The following is a 15297-nucleotide window of genomic DNA, read 5'->3' on the forward strand; positions in this document are numbered from 1 at the left end:
GCCCAGCTTGACCTGATGGCAACTAACGGTAGGGGTTGCGCTCGTTATGGGACTTAACCCGACACCTCACGGCACGAGCTGACGACAACCATGCAGCACCTAGTTTCGCGCCCCGAAGGGAAATCCTGTTTCCAGAATCGTCGCTAACTTTCAAGCCCGGGTAAGGTTCCTCGCGTATCATCGAATTAAACCACATGTTCCTCCGCTTGTGCGGGCCCCCGTCAATTCCTTTGAGTTTCATTCTTGCGAACGTACTCCCCAGGTGGATAACTTATCGCTTTCGCTTAGCCACCGACTGTGTATCGCCGACAGCGAGTTATCATCGTTTACTGCGTGGACTACCAGGGTATCTAATCCTGTTTGCTCCCCACGCTTTCGTGCCTCAACGTCAGATATAGTTTGGTAAGCTGCCTTCGCAATCGGTGTTCTGTATGATCTCTAAGCATTTCACCGCTACACCATACATTCCGCCTACCGCAACTACTCTCTAGCCCAACAGTATCAGAGGCAATTCCGGAGTTAAGCCCCGGGATTTCACCTCTAACTTATCAGACCGCCTACGCACCCTTTAAACCCAATAAATCCGGATAACGCTTGAATCCTCCGTATTACCGCGGCTGCTGGCACGGAGTTAGCCGATCCTTATTCGTACGATACTTTCAGTCAGATACACGTATCTGAGTTTACCCTCGTACAAAAGCAGTTTACAACTCATAGAGCCGTCTTCCTGCACGCGGCATGGCTGGTTCAGACTTGCGTCCATTGACCAATATTCCTCACTGCTGCCTCCCGTAGGAGTTTGGTCCGTGTCTCAGTACCAATGTGGGGGGTTAACCTCTCAGTCCCCCTATGTATCGTCGCCTTGGTGAGCCGTTACCTCACCAACCAGCTAATACAACGCATGCCCATCCATAACCACCGGAGTTTTCAACCCGAAAAGATGCCTCTTCGAATGTTATGGGGAATTAGTACCAATTTCTCAGTGTTATGCCCCTGTTATGGGTAGGTTGCATACGCGTTACGCACCCGTGCGCCGGTCGCCATCTCAGGTATTGCTACCCGAATGCTGCCCCTCGACTTGCATGTGTTAAGCCTGCCGCTAGCGTTCATCCTGAGCCAGGATCAAACTCTCCATTGTAAAAAATGTTTCGTTTTAAATCTTTCGCTCTAATCTCAAAGGTATTGTTTGAAATCAACTCTTTTGCAAGAGTAGAAAAAACTAATAGCTGCTCAAATACTTCAAAGAACGCTGCTCGTTTATATTTCTATAAAGAACAATTTCTTTCTTATTCTTGGGGTTGGCCTTTCGGCTTTCCCCTCGGTTCCGCCACCGTTTTTCGAGGTGGGAAAGTGGTGCAAAGGTAAGTGTTATTTTTCGAACCACCAAATCTTTTCGAAAGATTTTTCAGAATTTTTTCAGAACCTTTTTTCGCATCGCTTCAGACGTCCTGTCTTATTCGAAGCGGGTGCAAAGGTAAGTCAAATTTCCGAATCTCCAAAAGATTTTGGAACTTTTTTCAAAATTTCTCAGAACCGTTTTCTTTCGCCCCGAAGCGGTGTTTTTCTCTCGAAGCGGGTGCAAAGATAAGGGCTTTTCGGGATAACTTCCAAATAATCCGGGAACTTTTTTCTGTTTTTTTTGCGCCCGGATATGCACTTATCTATTATACAGCGAATTAGTTCCGAATATTTCCGTATCTTTGTCCTCGTATCCGGACATCGGTATCATGCGTTTTATAATATACATAGGTATAATATTCTGCACGGCAGCCTGTACTTCTCCGACACCGGAACTGCATCCGGGCGATCTGCTGTTCCGGGCGGGACGGAATTCGGCGATGACGGGGGCCATCACCGCCGCAACGGGGCGGATCGAAGCGCCCGGTTTTTCGCACGTGGGGATTTTCGTCCGGTACGACGGCACGGACGCTGTTCTGGAAGCCGCGCCGGAAGGCGGCGTGCGGATCTCGCCGCTGCGGGAGTTTCTCGACGGATCGGCCCGCATCGGCGGTCGTCCGGCGGCGGTCGCCATGCGGTTGCGCGATACGGCAGGGCTGGCGGCCTCGCTCCGCCGGGCCTTCGGGTTTCTCGGCCTCCCCTACGACTGTTCCTTCCGGCCGGACAACGGAAAACTCTATTGCAGCGAGCTGGTCTGGGAGAGCTACCGCACTCCGGACGGACGACGGCGCTTCCCCGCCCGGCCGATGAATTTCCGGGCGGCGGACGGTTCGATGCCCGCCTTTTGGACCGAACTGTTCGAACGGCTCGGGGAAGCGATCCCTGAAGGCGAACCGGGGACCAACCCGAACGATATGGCGCACGATCCGCAATTGTACGAGGTCGGCCGCTGGTTCTGAAACGGAGAGGCGGTCAGACGATCCGCTCCACCGTGATGTCGGGATTCGCCCGCAGCAGGTCGATATACCCATCCTCGGCGGCCGTCCCCTTGGCGCGGATCACCAGCGTCGCCCGGTGCACGACCCCTTCGGGCGTACGCGCCGCCTCCACCTCGTAGGAGATCACCGAATAATCGCGGCTTTCGAGCCGGGCGAACATCGCATCGACCGCTCCCCGGTCGGCCGCCGAGAAGACGATCATCGTCCGCCGCCGCCCCAGTTCCCCGAACACGAGCGTCAGCACTTCCAGCCCGAAGAGGGTCAGCACCGTGGCTGCGGCCGCAACCGTATACATGTGCGCTCCGGCGGCGAGTCCGATACCCGCCGTGGCCCAGAGACTCGCCGCCGTGGTCAGTCCCCGCACCAGTTGCCGGTGAATGATGATCGTCCCGGCGCCGATGAACCCGATACCGCTCACGACCTGCGCCGCGATCCGGCTGGGATCGAGCCGCAGTCCGTCGTGCGAGGCCAGGAACCCCTCGAATCCGTACTGCGACACGACCATCATCAACGCGCTGCCGAGCGCCACCAGAAAATGCGTGCGGAACCCGGCGTCCTTCACCCGGTACTCCCGGTCGAGTCCGATCGCCGTCCCGCACAACCCCGCGACGCAGAGCCGCAGGATGAAATCCCATTCCGTTGCCATCATGCCGTTTCGCTGAAAAATCCGTGCCGCTCCGCGGCGTTTGTCGTCCGAAACGCCGGACCGGCGGCAGTCTATGGCAAATATAGCGAAAACTCCGCATTCCCGAAGTTTTTCGGGCGGAAAGGTTGTACGATGCGAAATTTTTCGTACTTTTGCAGGCTACGTTTAACTAATTAACTGTTTACGACAATGCCGAAAATGAAAACCAATGCCGCTGCGAAGAAGCGTTTTACCTTCACCGGCACAGGAAAGATCAAGCGCAAGCACGCTTATCACAGTCACATCCTGACCAAAAAGACGACGAAACAGAAGCGCAACCTCTGCTATTCGGGGATCGTTTCTGTGGCCGACGAGGCCAAAATCAAGAACCTGCTCGTGAAGTAAATCCGCGCAGGAGCCGCCCCTGCCCGCAAGGGCGAGGACGAAGGACGATCGAATGCGGCGCACGGCGCGCCAGCGCCGGCAAGGGCCCGGCTACCGTCGCAGGAGAGCGTCCCCGTAAAGAAACGAAACAGGCCGGACCCGAAACCGGAGCGAATCAGCCCCGAAGAACGCGGGAGAACCGCGTCGCTGACAGCTCTTCAAAAACTTTTACGTTATGCCACGTTCAGTCAATGCAGTCGCTTCGCGCGCACGCAGAAAGAAAGTTTTGAAACTTGCCAAGGGTAACTTTGGTTCAAGGGGAAACGTTTGGACCGTTGCGAAAAATACGGTCGAAAAGGGTTTGCAGTTCGCATATGCGCACCGCCAGCTCAAGAAGAGGACCTTCCGTTCGCTGTGGATCACGCGTATCAACGCCGCAGTCCGCGCGCAGGGAATGACCTATTCGCAATTCATCGGCAAGCTCAACGCCAAAGGCATCGCCCTGAACCGCAAGGTTCTGGCCGACCTGGCCATGAACGAGCCGAAGGCATTCGAGGCAATAGTTAAGGCAGTTAAATAAATCCTTTTTACGAAAGGATTCGGCAGGCGGACACTCCGGTGTCCGCCTTTTTTGTAAATTTGCGGAAGGTGTCCCCGGTCCCGGGACTTCCGGAGGAGGCGGGAAACGCTCCGCCCCGCCGCACGATATCCGACCGCCATGCGGCGCCGACGCACGAACCGAGCGACTATGGAAAACTGGAAAAAAACATTCGCCGTCATCTGGAGCGGCCAGATGGTCTCGATCCTCTCGAGCGCCGTGGTCGGCTATGCGGTGATCTTCTGGATGAGCCTCGAAACCGGCTCGGCCGAGGTGCTGGCCCTCGCGGCGATCGCGGGGATCCTGCCCCAATCGCTGCTCGGCCCCGTCGTCGGCGTCTATGTCGATCGCTGGGACCGCCGCCGCACGATGATCCTCGCCGATTCGTTCATCGCTCTCTGCACGCTGCTCCTCGCCCTGCTGTTCCGGTTAGGCATCGCGCAAATGTGGCATATCTACATCCTGCTGGCCTGCCGCTCGGTCGGATCGGCATTCCACACCCCCGCCATGCAGGCCTCCGTCCCGCTGCTGGCCCCCGCCTCCCAGCTCACGCGCATCGCCGGGGTCAATCAGGTGATCTCCTCGCTCTCGGACATCGCCGGACCGGCTCTCGGCGCCCTGCTGCTCACCGTCGCCCCGATCGGCGACATCCTCCTGCTCGACGTCGCGGGCGCTGCGGCGGCCTGCATCTCGCTGCTCTTCGTGCGGATTCCCCGCCCCGCCCGCGACCCGGAACGAAAACCCGCCCTGCTGCGCGAGTTCCGCGAAGGATTCGCCGCCATGCACGCCACGCCGGGCATGGGCTGGTTCTTCGCCCTTTCGGTCGCCGTATGGTTCTTCATCATGCCCGTCGGCGTGCTCTTCCCGCTCATGACGTTGCAGCACTTCGGCGGCGGAGCCTTCGAAATGAGCCTCATCGAGATCGTCTGGGGCGGCGGAGCGCTCGTCGGCGGGGCCCTCATGGGCGCCCGGACCTACGACGTGAGCCGCATCGTGCTGGTCAATCTCATGTACCTGGTCGTAGGGCTTTCGTTCCTGCTCTCGGGACTGCTGCCCGCCTCGGGATTCGTCTGGTTCGCCGTCTTCACGACCGCAGCCGGCGTCTCGAGCAGCGTCTTCAACGCCTCGTTCATCTCCGTCGTCCAAACCCGCATCGAACCCGGCGCGCTGGGGCGGGTACTCTCGCTCTACCGCAGCTTCGGTCTGCTGCCTTCGGCCCTCGGCCTGCTCGGCACGGGATTCCTGGCCGGTCAGGTCGGACTGACGACGACCTTTCTCCTCTCGGGCGCGATCATCTGCCTGCTGGGCATCGTTGCATTCTGCATCCCCTCCGTCATGCGGCTCGACGGCGGACGGCCGGAAACCCGGCACATACCGTAATACGAAAACGGCGGCCTCCACACAAGAAGCCGCCGTGTTGCTATTTCCCGACAGTAGTCCGTCAGATCGTATAGGAGAATCCGTTGTAGAACACCGTATAACTCAGCCTTCCGCCTTCGTACGTCCATTTGCACTCCACCTTCGGGGAGGGGAACAGCGTCGGATCGTAATCGCCGACCTGCATGAACTCGCAAATCTGCGATCCCTCCACGATCTGGGTATAGACCCCCACGCTGTTCGAAGCCACTCGCGAGAAGAAGTTGTAAACTCCGCCCTGCACCTTGTAGCTCAGCCCCATCGGAGCGGTCTCGGTGCTGTTGGCATAGATCGAAAGGCCCTGCGCCGCACCGTCGGCCTTGAGGTCGTCGTCCCAGATATCCGAGAAAGCCACGCTCTCGTCCTCCTCGGGTGTCAGCGTCAGCCGTCCGTTCCATGCCGAAACGTACTCTTTGCCGGAGGAGGTCGTCTCGAAGTTGGCCCGGATGTTCTCCAACGTGACGACATAAGCGGCCGTGCCGCTCGGATCGCGGAAAAGCGACGTCTTACCGTCCTTCATCTGAATCGTCGTCTGTTCGTTGTTGCCTACCGCATTCCTCGAAATCGCCTTGATTACGAAATCCGGCTGCATCTCCACCGACCACATGTTATCCGGATAGGAAGTACCGGCCAACTGCTCCGCATTGCCGGTATTCACCTTCAGCGACCCCTCCAGAATATAGCCGTCGGCCTGCTGGGTTCCCTCGGCATAGGAGATCAGCCATCCCTCCGGTCCCGACTTCGTAATTTTCGTTCCGGGGCCGAAGAGCAGGATTTGCAGCGTGTATTCGGATTTGTCGAGTTTGACCTTGATCTTGTCCAGCTCGATCTCCGCCAGCGGCTTGCCGGGATTCTGCTTTTCTGCCTCCGCCAGCAGCGACGCCAGCCGCAGACCCGCACCGGCCATCTGCATCGAGATGTTCTGCTGCATCATCGTCGAATTATAAATGCTCATGCCCGGCATCACCTGCTGCTGCTCCTTCCACTTCCCGTTGTCATCATCCATACAGCCCGTAAAAGCCAGCGCCGAGAGCGCCGCGATAGCTAAAAATTTATTCATTTTTCTCAATAAGGTTAAATTCACTTTTATAAACGCCGTCCGCCGCATTTTACTGCACGCCGCCGGAAAAAATATTTCCCCGTCCGCCGCACCGCGCCTCCGTCACCGTACCGGACCTCCGCGGCACACCGCCGTTTTCACGGCATTTCGCTTCAAAGATAAGCATAATTCGTATTTTTTCCCTATCTTAGTCCGAAGATTCCGCGTTTTTCACCGAACGCACAAAACCGAAAACGCCATGTCGATACTTTCACTCTTCGGCGGCGGCCGCGCGAAGGCCCCCGAATACCCGTCCGACACGCTCACGGCACGTGACGGAACGCAATTCACCATCCGTTTTTTCAGCCACGCCTCGCTGGCGGTCTCCGTCGGGGAAAAATACCTCTACGTCGATCCGGTGAGCGGCCATGCCGCCTACGCGTCGCTCCCGAAAGCCGACGTGCTGCTCATCACGCACTCGCACTACGATCACCTGGACCGCGCCGCAGCCGAGGAGCTGCTGACGCCCGATACCGAAATCCTCTGCGACCGGACCTCGGCCGAAATGTTCGAAATGAACTGCCACACGATGCGTCCGGGCAGCGTCGCCACCCCGTGCGACTGGCTGAAGGTCGAGGCCGTGGCGGCCTATAACACCACCCCCGACCGCCGTCAGTTCCATCCCCGCGACCGGGAGGACTGCGGCTACGTGCTGACGATCGGCGGCACGCGCATCTACATCGCCGGCGACACGGAGCCGACTCCCGAACTCAGGGCGCTGCGCGACATCGACATCGCCTTCCTGCCGGTCAATCAACCCTATACGATGACCGTGGAGCAGGCCGTCGAGGCGGTCAAGGCTCTGCAACCCGCGATCTTCTACCCCTACCACTACGGCCAGGTCGAGGAGCGGACCGACATCGACCGCCTCGTGCGCGAACTGGACGGCATCACCGAAGTCCGCATACGGCCGATGGAATAGGCAGCCGCCTACAAACGGACCGGACGCACGCTTTCAATGTGCATCCGGTCCGGATTTACGATTCCCGTCATTTCACCCCAATAGATTTCAGATATTCCAAATATTTCCCGGCAACGGCGTCCCATGTGTAATTCTCCAGAACGATCCGGTAGTTTTCCCGGGAACACCGGTCTATGAGCTCCCGGTGATGATCCATACAGCATTGCAATCCTCTTAACAATTCTCCGGTATCTTCGGGTTTGACCCATAGTAGAAAATCCACGCTCCGTGCGCCAAATATGATTAATCCTTTCAACCATTTTACCATTGTCCCCTGAGATTCCTGAAAGTAGCGAAGGCAAAAGGCGCAATCGGAACGGAACTCAAAAAATCGGACGATACCCGCACCTCATCTTGGTCTATCTTTTCCCCGTACCGCCTGATGCCAAAGAACGCCCTATCCTACTGGACATCATTGAAGACAGACATGGCAAAAACCCATCATCATCACTTCGCAGGTCCCAGTCTTCAACTGGTATGACGCCATTGAAGATCCTACTGCAGCCGATGCGATACTCAACCGCATAGTAAACCGGGTGGTGAACGTGTCCGGAAAATCAAGGCCGGGAAGAACAAACGATCCCAATAAGCCAAAATTCAAATACCTCTTCGGCCAGGACTAACACGGGGAATAGATTATTTTTCCAAAAGGGCCAACCACATTGAACGTACGGAGTCACGCCATTGTGGAGTTTCCAGTTCAGCGCCGATACCCCACATTGTTACAGCAGCGAATGCAGCGGACACCGGCCATCAAAAAGTTTTTCGACAACCCAAAGGTCACAGAGTCTGCACCTGCTTTCCGGACAACACATCAAACTCGCACAACTCATCGTCAGAAGGATCGAGAAAAAGGGTATTTTCATGTCCGAGTGTTACTGCAACAATTCAAAAAAGAGCTTCGTCATTTTATACCCAAAGAGTATAGATAATTCAAATATTTTGTAGCTATTTTGTCCCACGTATGATTCTCGGCGATATAGGCGGCCATGTGAGAGGCGCACGCCGCAGTCACAACGCTACGGTTACGCTCGACATACTCCATCTGTGCAGCCAAAGACTCCGTATCGCCTACACTGCACCAGCAGCCCCACTCCTCACGCAAAACCTCGTGAATAGCGGGAATATCCGTGACGATAGAGGGTTTTCCGCAGGCCATGCCCTCCAGCAGCGATATAGGCATTCCCTCGGACGAGGAGACCAAACAATTAGCGAAACAGTTTCTCAACAGGCAATCCTTGTCTTCGCCCATAACACTGCCAATAAAGAGGATATCTTCACTGCCGCCCGCCAACTCAAGCAGAGAGCTACCATAGCTATTGGCATAATCTCCGGCGATAACCAGTTTATATTCCCGCTTCCCGCACCGGCGGAAAGCCTCAATCAGTACGTCTATATTCTTCACGGGATCGATGCGACCGATAGTCAGGTAGTAGCCACCCGCAGCGAGGTTGAATCGCCTCAATATATCGCTGTTTGCAGACAAAACGGGAATATCGACACCACAGGGGATTACCGAACAGTTCCTGCCATACCGAGACTTCACCTCGCGAGCCTTCGAGCAACTGACTGTGAGGATATTTCTCCCACAGCACCATATCGACACGAAGGCTGCCAACCGCATGATCGCTCTCACCGGCCACCCGTGTTTGGGGTTGTCCTCGGCAAGGCTGTGGATTGTGTAGCATACGTGGCAACCGCACAGCGCCGCAATCCATCCGGGCAGAAACGCGAAAAATATAGATTGGAAATTTACCACATCAATAACACAGCGATTCTTGAAGATATAGCGCAGCGACTTCATGAAAAGCAGCGGCAATGCCGTCATATTCGACTTCGGGCATTTTATATGCACTATCTCTACACCCTCGACCGTCGTCTCGAAGCTCGTGCGATCGCTGCACACGATTACCGCCTCGTGTCCCGACGCATTCAGAGCCTTGGCGATATTAAAAATATAGGACTCCACGCCGCCGATCCCCGGGACACTTTGTCCGCCAACAAAAACAACCTTCATCTGTTTAATTTCAGGACACTTTTCCAAAGGGAAGCCACTCACACACAGCAACAAAAAAACGTTTGACAACGAGTGTCAAACGAGCTTCCCTTCATCAATAAGATTTATATATTTCGATTCGAATATCTCTGTCGAGTAATTGTCCCGCAAATGGCGGTGACCCGCAGTTCCATATCTGTTGCGCAACTCAACGCTCTCCAGCAGCAGAGCCACAGAGCGCGCCATGCCCTCGGCATCGCCGACAGAGTGCAATATACCGTTGCATCCGTTTATCACCAAACGGCCATTGTCGCCTACATCGGTAGCCACGACCGGCAAACTCCAGTTCAGCGCCTCCATGATGCTGTTGCTCGTACCCTCGAACAAACTCGCTGACAAATATATGTCGGCATCGCGCACCAAGGTCTGCACGTTGTCGGGACATATATGGATATTCACGCATTCGTCCACTCCATACTTTCCTATCCATTCACGGATATTGCGCTCCTCAGTGCCATAGCCTATGATATCCATTACGAAATCGCCGCGCAGCCGTTTCAGGCAGGCTATAGTCCGCACTATCGTGCGGTAGTCCTTCTGCGGCACGAAGCGTCCGACCGTCACGATATGCTTCACCGCCCGCTCTGCGCGCACTATAGGTTCGGAGATATCCATGAAGCAGTTGGGGATGACTATGTTCTTGTCGGCTCTGTACCCTTTCGATGCAAAATACTCAGCGCCGGAATAGCAGTTATATATTGATCCCGAGGCCAGCAGATTGTGGGCTGCCCGATCCGCCACCATCTTCAGCCATCCGATGCGCGCATTACGTATGCCTCCATATATGCGTTCAACCCCCGCCATGCGACCGGCGACGGCACCTATGACATCGCAACTGGTAAGATAGTTCAACAGCACTTCGGTACGGCTGCGCCTCAACGCTGCACGCAACTGGAATATCTTCGAAACGATACTCCCGCGCAGTGAGGTTACGTGCACAGTCGATCTCGACAGTAGTTCCATATTTTGCGGCGACGCCTGATCGAGACCATACAGCAAATAGATATCTACATGATAATGTCTGCCCAGCAGATCCGCCAGTATCGCAGCCTGCTTTTCGGCACCGCCGGTTTTCAATGAGGGAATCAGAATCGCTATTCTTTTCATTTTATTTTAACGGGCACGCTCCTTTATAAAGCGCGCCGGATTGCCTGCCCAGCACTGATAGGGCGGAATATCCTTCGTCACCACGCTACCAGCTCCCACGATAGCTCCGCAGCCTATGGTTACGGCACTGCAAATGGTCACATTGCAACCAATAAAGGCATCCTCCTCTATGTGTACCTCGCCCAAACGGTAATACCGCCCCTTGTGTCCGGGATCAAGGTAGTGAGTCAGTATTGTCGTGTTCTGTGTTATCGTGACATTCTTCTCGATAGTGATAAGATGGGGTGCTACGCTGTCAAAATAGACGTTTCGATAGATCCAGCATGGGCCTTTAACGGCTACCCCCCCCCACCTTACAAATAGGTATCTCTGGTGTCCCCGCAGAGGCAGGACATTGGCCAGCCACATGAAGAACATGTATCTCAATCTATTGAAAGATATGGCTTTGAATCGGTTCACGGAGTTCATATTCGGGTTATTCGCAATATCAGGCGATTCATAATTCGATTTTCAACGCCCTCTCGATCAACGGGGCCATATCGTAATAGCGATACTCGGCCAACCGGCCTCCAAAGATGACATTATGCTCGCGACATGCCACCTCGCGATAGCTGTTGGCGAGGGCATTATTCCTATTGTCGTTTATCGGATAGTATGGCTCCATACCCTCGGCATACTCCACGGAATATTCGCGGCTAATAACGGTTTTGGGCACTTTGTCAATATCGTCTCCGAACATCTCGAAATGTTTATGCTCGATAATCCGCGTATAAGGTACATTGCCGTCGGTGTAGTTAACGACCGCATTGCCCTGATAATTAGACATATCAAGCATCTCTGTCTCGAAACGCACCGTTCGGTATTCGAGTCGCCCAAAGCAGTAGTCAAAGAAGCGATCTATCGCCCCCGTATAGACCAACTTATCGGCGTATTCGCGCCACGCAGCATACCTCGACTCAAAAAAATCGCAATTGGTCTCGATATCACATCCCCGCAGCAACCCCTCGATAAGTTTGTTGTATCCGCCACAAGGTATTCCCTGATAAGTATCATTGAAATAGTTGTTGTCGTAGGCGAACCTCAGCGGAAGACGACGGATGATAAAAGCCGGCAACTGCGAACATTCCCGCCCCCATTGCTTTTCGGTATATTCTTTTATCAGGGCGGTATATATATCCCGCCCCACAAGGATCAGAGCCTGCTCCTCAAGATTCGCCGGCTCTCGACCTCCGAGTGCAGCGACGGCCTCAGCACGCTGCTCCGCCAGCTTGGTACGAGCTTCGGCAGGACTTTTTGTCCCCCACATCTGATAGAATGTGTTCATATTAAAGGGCAGATTATATAGGCGCCCTTTGTAGTTGGCCACCGGCGAGTTGGTATAACGGTTGAACTCCACAATAGAGTTGACGAAATTCCACACTTCGCGATTCGAGGTATGAAATATGTGCGCCCCATATTTGTGAACATTGATGCCCTCGACGGATTCACAGTAGATGTTTCCGCCCGTATGCGGCCGCCTCTCTATAACCAAGCACCTTTTTCCCTGCGCGACAGCGCGATATGCTATTGTCGCACCAAAAAGTCCCGAGCCGACAATCAAATAGTCATATTTAGCCATAGTCATCTATCTGTTTAACTCGCCGACGACATGTTCGGCAAAGGCCTTTCGCCCCTCGGCCGTGAAACATTTCATATATTGTTTTTGGGCATTCGCAGCAATCTCGCGATATCGCTCCGACGCCGCAGCGCCGACAACGTCCTTGAAATCCGAAAAGTCCCACTTCAGAGGCACGTATGTCTCCCACGGCCTGTATATGTCGGGATAGGTAACGCAATGCTCCATCGAGTGTTTGATCATTGCCGCGCCGTAGACGACAGCCTCGAAATCGCGACCGCAAATCTCACCCCAGCCGAATGGTGACAATATGGATTTCGAGTTGCAGCCTTCGCGGATATATTCGCTTTTGGGAATCTTACGCGCAACGTCAGGGTGAGATATATCGGTCATCTGCGCAAGCAACTCGCTGCTCCGGCGGCGGGGATAGCCGGCAATGGGAGAATATCCGCTGCCACGATACTGCACATCAAGAGTTCTGGGGGTATCGGGGCTGACGATTTTCGGTTTGGTGACACCGAATGGCCGCAGCAGCAACCTGTACGGATCGGCATACAGATCACCGATGCCCACATTCCACGCCACACGCAACTTATGTAATTCGCCGCTGTCGGCGGCAGGATAGCGACGGGTTGTTATCATTTCGTCATCAATGTTCAACAGCTCATGATAGTACTCACAGAAGATGCGTGCGCCGTAGACCTCTCTCGTGTAGTCGAGGGTGTTTTTCAGCAACTGTTTCTTAAAATAAAGATCGACATAGGGAAGAACATCGAACAGGCACGTGCCCGTACTATCGGCCGTATCCAGCCACACGAGTCGATTGCAATGCCTGCGAATCTCACGAACGATAGCCGTGCGCTCGGCTGTATCGGCCTGTCCCAAGAAGGAGGTCGAGTGATGGAATGCCATGAAAACTATATCGTAAGAACCTTTACAGGCTCGCCGCAACGCCCGACGCTCCATACGCTCACGCACGCGTCCGCCAAAGATCGGCAGATAGTCGGTCATAGCGGAGTAGCCAATCCTGTAGCCCAGCTTAGCGAACTCCTTTTTTGAGACGAACAGAGGTTTCAGCCATCGGTATATATAATGGCTCTGATCATAAAACACCGTGATTGATCTCATAGATATTTATCCTGTTTTTCTGTTTTCGGAAACAACAGTCTGCTACTACAACCCATGCGTGCAGATATCAACTTCGCGCATATATCTCGGCCAAATGCTGCACGTGGCGCTCTATCGAAAAGCGGCGCCGTGCATACTCCGCCGCCCCGATGGCCTTATCGCATAAAGACGCATAATTGCAGCAGGCATGCACTACCTCATCCCTTATGGCATCGGCATCCGAATGGCGGAAATGCGTACCATGCACACCATTGTCCGTCACCTCAAGATAGCCCGAGGCATCGCTCAGCAGCAGAGGCACGCCAGCAGCCATGCCTTCGATAGCCGTAATGCCAAGCCCTTCGTGATGCGATGCGCAGAGAAGCAGATCGTAGTCGCAGAGGTGGTCTCGCACATAAGCGTTCGTGACATTACCCGCAACGGTCACACAGTCGCCGACACCCAACTCCTGCACCAGTACGTGCAGTCGTTGCAGATCCACCCCGTCACCCCAAATATCCAGATGAATATCACGGCGTATCTGCGGCGGCAGCTTGCCGAATGCCTCCACGATCAGATCCTGCGCCTTGACCTCGAACAATATGCGCCCCACAGCTACTATCCGGTGGGGATTGGGTTTATAGATGGTTTTGCGCTTGAAGGCGTCGATGTCCACACCGTTATAGCAGACGACACAATTATCGTGGCCCGTCTTCTGCTTGAAAGCTTCGAACACGCACTGCGAGATGGCTATATATCTGTCCACTGTCGATGAAAACGAGCCGATATTTACCTCGTTATGGAGCGTCAGTATACGCCGCTCACCTCGGTTTTTGGGCACGAATAGCCGCTCGCTTCCCGGACCGTGGAGGTGCAGGATATCAGCGTGGAACGATTTGTAATATCGGATAATCCTAACCCAATACCACGGATTTCGCGAGCCTACAGGCTTGTCGACGTAAAACACCGTCACACGGCCATCGAGCGCATCTATCATCTGCTGCGACCACTTTTCGGTGACGATCATGACAGCAACCTCGTGCCCATCGGTCACCTGTCTATTGACGACATTGGTCAGCAACGTCTCGATACCGCCATTGACAAAACTTCCTATGCAATGCAATATCCTCATCTTGAGGAACCATTTACTCTCTTTTGCGAAACCATGCGTGACACCTGCGGCTTCACATACCTGTTGAAAAAGAGATGCAGTCTCTCGATCGTGCGTTGCACACAGCGGCTGCCCATGCGCACATTCACAAACTCATCCCATGTGAGAATATCGTCATGATGCCTCTCAATCAGATCCGTGAAGCGGTCGAAACAATATCTCTTATCCCCGCGCGTCCATTCGTGGGGGTGGAACACCTCGGTTCGCCCCGCATTGAAGAATATACGCGACATGCGGGCCGAGCATACCGGCACACAGATGATGCCGTGCAGTCGGTAAGGCTTGGCGCTCAGTCCATCGCTCATATATTTGAAACCGCACGCAGCCAACACCCTCAACGTATTTTCGTCGTAGGAGTGTCCCGGAGCAAAGAATATATTAGTATATATACCATGCGATTCGAGAATCTCGCGTCCTCGACGTATCATCTCCAACTGCTCGTCATATGTGCGCCCCGCGAACTCGGAGTCGCAACGCTGCACCGCCATGCCGCGCACATGGCTATCAAACAGATGCCTGTATCCGTGCATGGCAATGGTATATCCCCTATTTTGAAGCTCCCTGACGAACTCCCAAAAGTCGCTACGGCCGCTGCTTATCCGCAAGTCGGGATCTTGGCAGTCGGGAATGACTCCCAGCAACGGTTTAATGTCGTATCGATCCATCTGTTCCACCGCCACACGGAATTGAGCGTAATCCATTGTCGGACATAAATCATCTATGCGGACAACTATTCGTTTCATGATATTATAATGTAGTATG

The 15297-nt window shown here is 54.5% G+C and carries 14 protein-coding genes, 1 rRNA gene and 1 pseudogene (1 of these 16 cut by a window edge); 6 read left to right on the plus strand and 10 right to left on the minus strand.

What is annotated here, in order from left to right; translation table 11 throughout:
• A 16S ribosomal RNA gene (locus FME97_RS02500) occupies nucleotides 1–1138 on the minus strand (it extends 388 nt beyond the left edge of the window).
• 589 nt (nucleotides 1139–1727) lie between these two features.
• On the opposite strand from FME97_RS02500, the gene FME97_RS02505 reads away from it, so the two are divergent.
• Nucleotides 1728–2357: a YiiX/YebB-like N1pC/P60 family cysteine hydrolase gene (locus FME97_RS02505; protein ID WP_262710144.1), complete on the plus strand. Its 630-nt coding sequence runs from the start codon at nucleotides 1728–1730 to the stop codon at nucleotides 2355–2357.
• 13 nt (nucleotides 2358–2370) lie between these two features.
• On the opposite strand, the gene FME97_RS02510 is transcribed toward FME97_RS02505, so the two are convergent.
• The gene (locus FME97_RS02510; protein WP_141429921.1) at nucleotides 2371–3042 is read right to left on the minus strand and encodes an MgtC/SapB family protein; all 672 of its coding nucleotides are present in this window, start codon (nucleotides 3040–3042) and stop codon (nucleotides 2371–2373) included.
• A gap of 189 nt (nucleotides 3043–3231) precedes the next feature.
• Between FME97_RS02510 and rpmI the strand changes: the two genes are divergently transcribed.
• From rpmI to FME97_RS02525, 3 genes are all read left to right on the plus strand, one after another.
• Nucleotides 3232–3426, plus strand: coding sequence for a 50S ribosomal protein L35 (gene rpmI / locus FME97_RS02515; protein WP_141427715.1), 195 nt, complete (start codon nucleotides 3232–3234; stop codon nucleotides 3424–3426).
• A gap of 214 nt (nucleotides 3427–3640) precedes the next feature.
• Complete coding sequence (rplT, locus tag FME97_RS02520; protein ID WP_141427716.1) at nucleotides 3641–3985, plus strand: 50S ribosomal protein L20; 345 nt, start codon at nucleotides 3641–3643, stop codon at nucleotides 3983–3985.
• Between the two features lie 168 nt (nucleotides 3986–4153).
• Nucleotides 4154–5383: an MFS transporter gene (locus tag FME97_RS02525; protein ID WP_141427717.1), complete on the plus strand. Its 1230-nt coding sequence runs from the start codon at nucleotides 4154–4156 to the stop codon at nucleotides 5381–5383.
• 61 nt (nucleotides 5384–5444) lie between these two features.
• Here the strand turns inward: FME97_RS02525 and FME97_RS02530 are convergent, their stop codons facing one another.
• Nucleotides 5445–6479, minus strand: coding sequence for a hypothetical protein (locus FME97_RS02530; RefSeq protein WP_141427718.1), 1035 nt, complete (start codon nucleotides 6477–6479; stop codon nucleotides 5445–5447).
• Nucleotides 6480–6717: 238 nt separating this feature from the next.
• Between FME97_RS02530 and FME97_RS02535 the strand changes: the two genes are divergently transcribed.
• Both FME97_RS02535 and FME97_RS12680 read left to right on the plus strand, forming a co-directional pair.
• Nucleotides 6718–7440, plus strand: a complete 723-nt coding sequence (locus tag FME97_RS02535; RefSeq protein WP_141427719.1) for an MBL fold metallo-hydrolase — start codon at nucleotides 6718–6720, stop codon at nucleotides 7438–7440.
• A 313-nt stretch (nucleotides 7441–7753) separates the two neighbouring features.
• Nucleotides 7754–8102 (plus strand): annotated as a pseudogene (locus tag FME97_RS12680) (ATP-binding protein); the annotation flags it as partial.
• 281 nt (nucleotides 8103–8383) lie between these two features.
• Here FME97_RS12680 and FME97_RS02545 read toward each other — a convergent pair.
• The 7 genes from FME97_RS02545 to FME97_RS02575 all read right to left on the minus strand — a co-directional run bounded on the left by FME97_RS02545 (nucleotide 8384) and on the right by FME97_RS02575 (nucleotide 15278).
• The gene (locus tag FME97_RS02545; protein ID WP_141427720.1) at nucleotides 8384–9496 is read right to left on the minus strand and encodes a glycosyltransferase family 4 protein; all 1113 of its coding nucleotides are present in this window, start codon (nucleotides 9494–9496) and stop codon (nucleotides 8384–8386) included.
• Nucleotides 9497–9571: 75 nt separating this feature from the next.
• Nucleotides 9572–10642 carry a glycosyltransferase gene (locus FME97_RS02550; RefSeq protein ID WP_141427721.1) on the minus strand — a complete coding sequence of 357 codons (1071 nt, stop codon included), beginning with the start codon at nucleotides 10640–10642 and terminating at the stop codon, nucleotides 9572–9574.
• 6 nt (nucleotides 10643–10648) lie between these two features.
• Complete coding sequence (locus FME97_RS02555; protein WP_141427722.1) at nucleotides 10649–11110, minus strand: acyltransferase; 462 nt, start codon at nucleotides 11108–11110, stop codon at nucleotides 10649–10651.
• A gap of 28 nt (nucleotides 11111–11138) precedes the next feature.
• Entirely contained in the window at nucleotides 11139–12260 is a 1122-nt protein-coding gene (glf, locus tag FME97_RS02560; RefSeq protein ID WP_141427723.1) for a UDP-galactopyranose mutase, read from the minus strand.
• Nucleotides 12261–12266: 6 nt separating this feature from the next.
• Nucleotides 12267–13385: a hypothetical protein gene (locus tag FME97_RS02565; protein WP_141427724.1), complete on the minus strand. Its 1119-nt coding sequence runs from the start codon at nucleotides 13383–13385 to the stop codon at nucleotides 12267–12269.
• A gap of 67 nt (nucleotides 13386–13452) precedes the next feature.
• The gene (locus FME97_RS02570; RefSeq protein WP_141427725.1) at nucleotides 13453–14496 is read right to left on the minus strand and encodes a glycosyltransferase family 4 protein; all 1044 of its coding nucleotides are present in this window, start codon (nucleotides 14494–14496) and stop codon (nucleotides 13453–13455) included.
• Nucleotides 14493–15278, minus strand: coding sequence for a DUF2334 domain-containing protein (locus FME97_RS02575; protein ID WP_162502045.1), 786 nt, complete (start codon nucleotides 15276–15278; stop codon nucleotides 14493–14495). Before FME97_RS02575 ends, FME97_RS02570 begins: the two co-directional genes overlap by 4 nt.
• Nucleotides 15279–15297 lie beyond the last annotated feature (19 nt).

The sequence above is a fragment of the Alistipes dispar genome (assembly GCF_006542685.1).
Classification (GTDB): Bacteria; Bacteroidota; Bacteroidia; order Bacteroidales; family Rikenellaceae; genus Alistipes; species Alistipes dispar.

Excerpts from the sequence above, each read along its gene's own strand:
- FME97_RS02505 (WP_262710144.1), top strand. The coding sequence starts at position 1,728 with ATGCGTTTTATAATATACATAGGTATAATATTCTGCACGGCAGCCTGT.
- FME97_RS02510 (WP_141429921.1), bottom strand. The coding sequence starts at position 3,042 with ATGGCAACGGAATGGGATTTCATCCTGCGGCTCTGCGTCGCGGGGTTG.
- rpmI (WP_141427715.1), top strand. The coding sequence starts at position 3,232 with ATGCCGAAAATGAAAACCAATGCCGCTGCGAAGAAGCGTTTTACCTTC.
- rplT (WP_141427716.1), top strand. The coding sequence starts at position 3,641 with ATGCCACGTTCAGTCAATGCAGTCGCTTCGCGCGCACGCAGAAAGAAA.
- FME97_RS02525 (WP_141427717.1), top strand. The coding sequence starts at position 4,154 with ATGGAAAACTGGAAAAAAACATTCGCCGTCATCTGGAGCGGCCAGATG.
- FME97_RS02530 (WP_141427718.1), bottom strand. The coding sequence starts at position 6,479 with ATGAATAAATTTTTAGCTATCGCGGCGCTCTCGGCGCTGGCTTTTACG.
- FME97_RS02535 (WP_141427719.1), top strand. The coding sequence starts at position 6,718 with ATGTCGATACTTTCACTCTTCGGCGGCGGCCGCGCGAAGGCCCCCGAA.
- FME97_RS02545 (WP_141427720.1), bottom strand. The coding sequence starts at position 9,496 with ATGAAGGTTGTTTTTGTTGGCGGACAAAGTGTCCCGGGGATCGGCGGC.
- FME97_RS02550 (WP_141427721.1), bottom strand. The coding sequence starts at position 10,642 with ATGAAAAGAATAGCGATTCTGATTCCCTCATTGAAAACCGGCGGTGCC.
- FME97_RS02555 (WP_141427722.1), bottom strand. The coding sequence starts at position 11,110 with ATGAACTCCGTGAACCGATTCAAAGCCATATCTTTCAATAGATTGAGA.
- glf (WP_141427723.1), bottom strand. The coding sequence starts at position 12,260 with ATGGCTAAATATGACTATTTGATTGTCGGCTCGGGACTTTTTGGTGCG.
- FME97_RS02565 (WP_141427724.1), bottom strand. The coding sequence starts at position 13,385 with ATGAGATCAATCACGGTGTTTTATGATCAGAGCCATTATATATACCGA.
- FME97_RS02570 (WP_141427725.1), bottom strand. The coding sequence starts at position 14,496 with ATGAGGATATTGCATTGCATAGGAAGTTTTGTCAATGGCGGTATCGAG.
- FME97_RS02575 (WP_162502045.1), bottom strand. The coding sequence starts at position 15,278 with ATGAAACGAATAGTTGTCCGCATAGATGATTTATGTCCGACAATGGAT.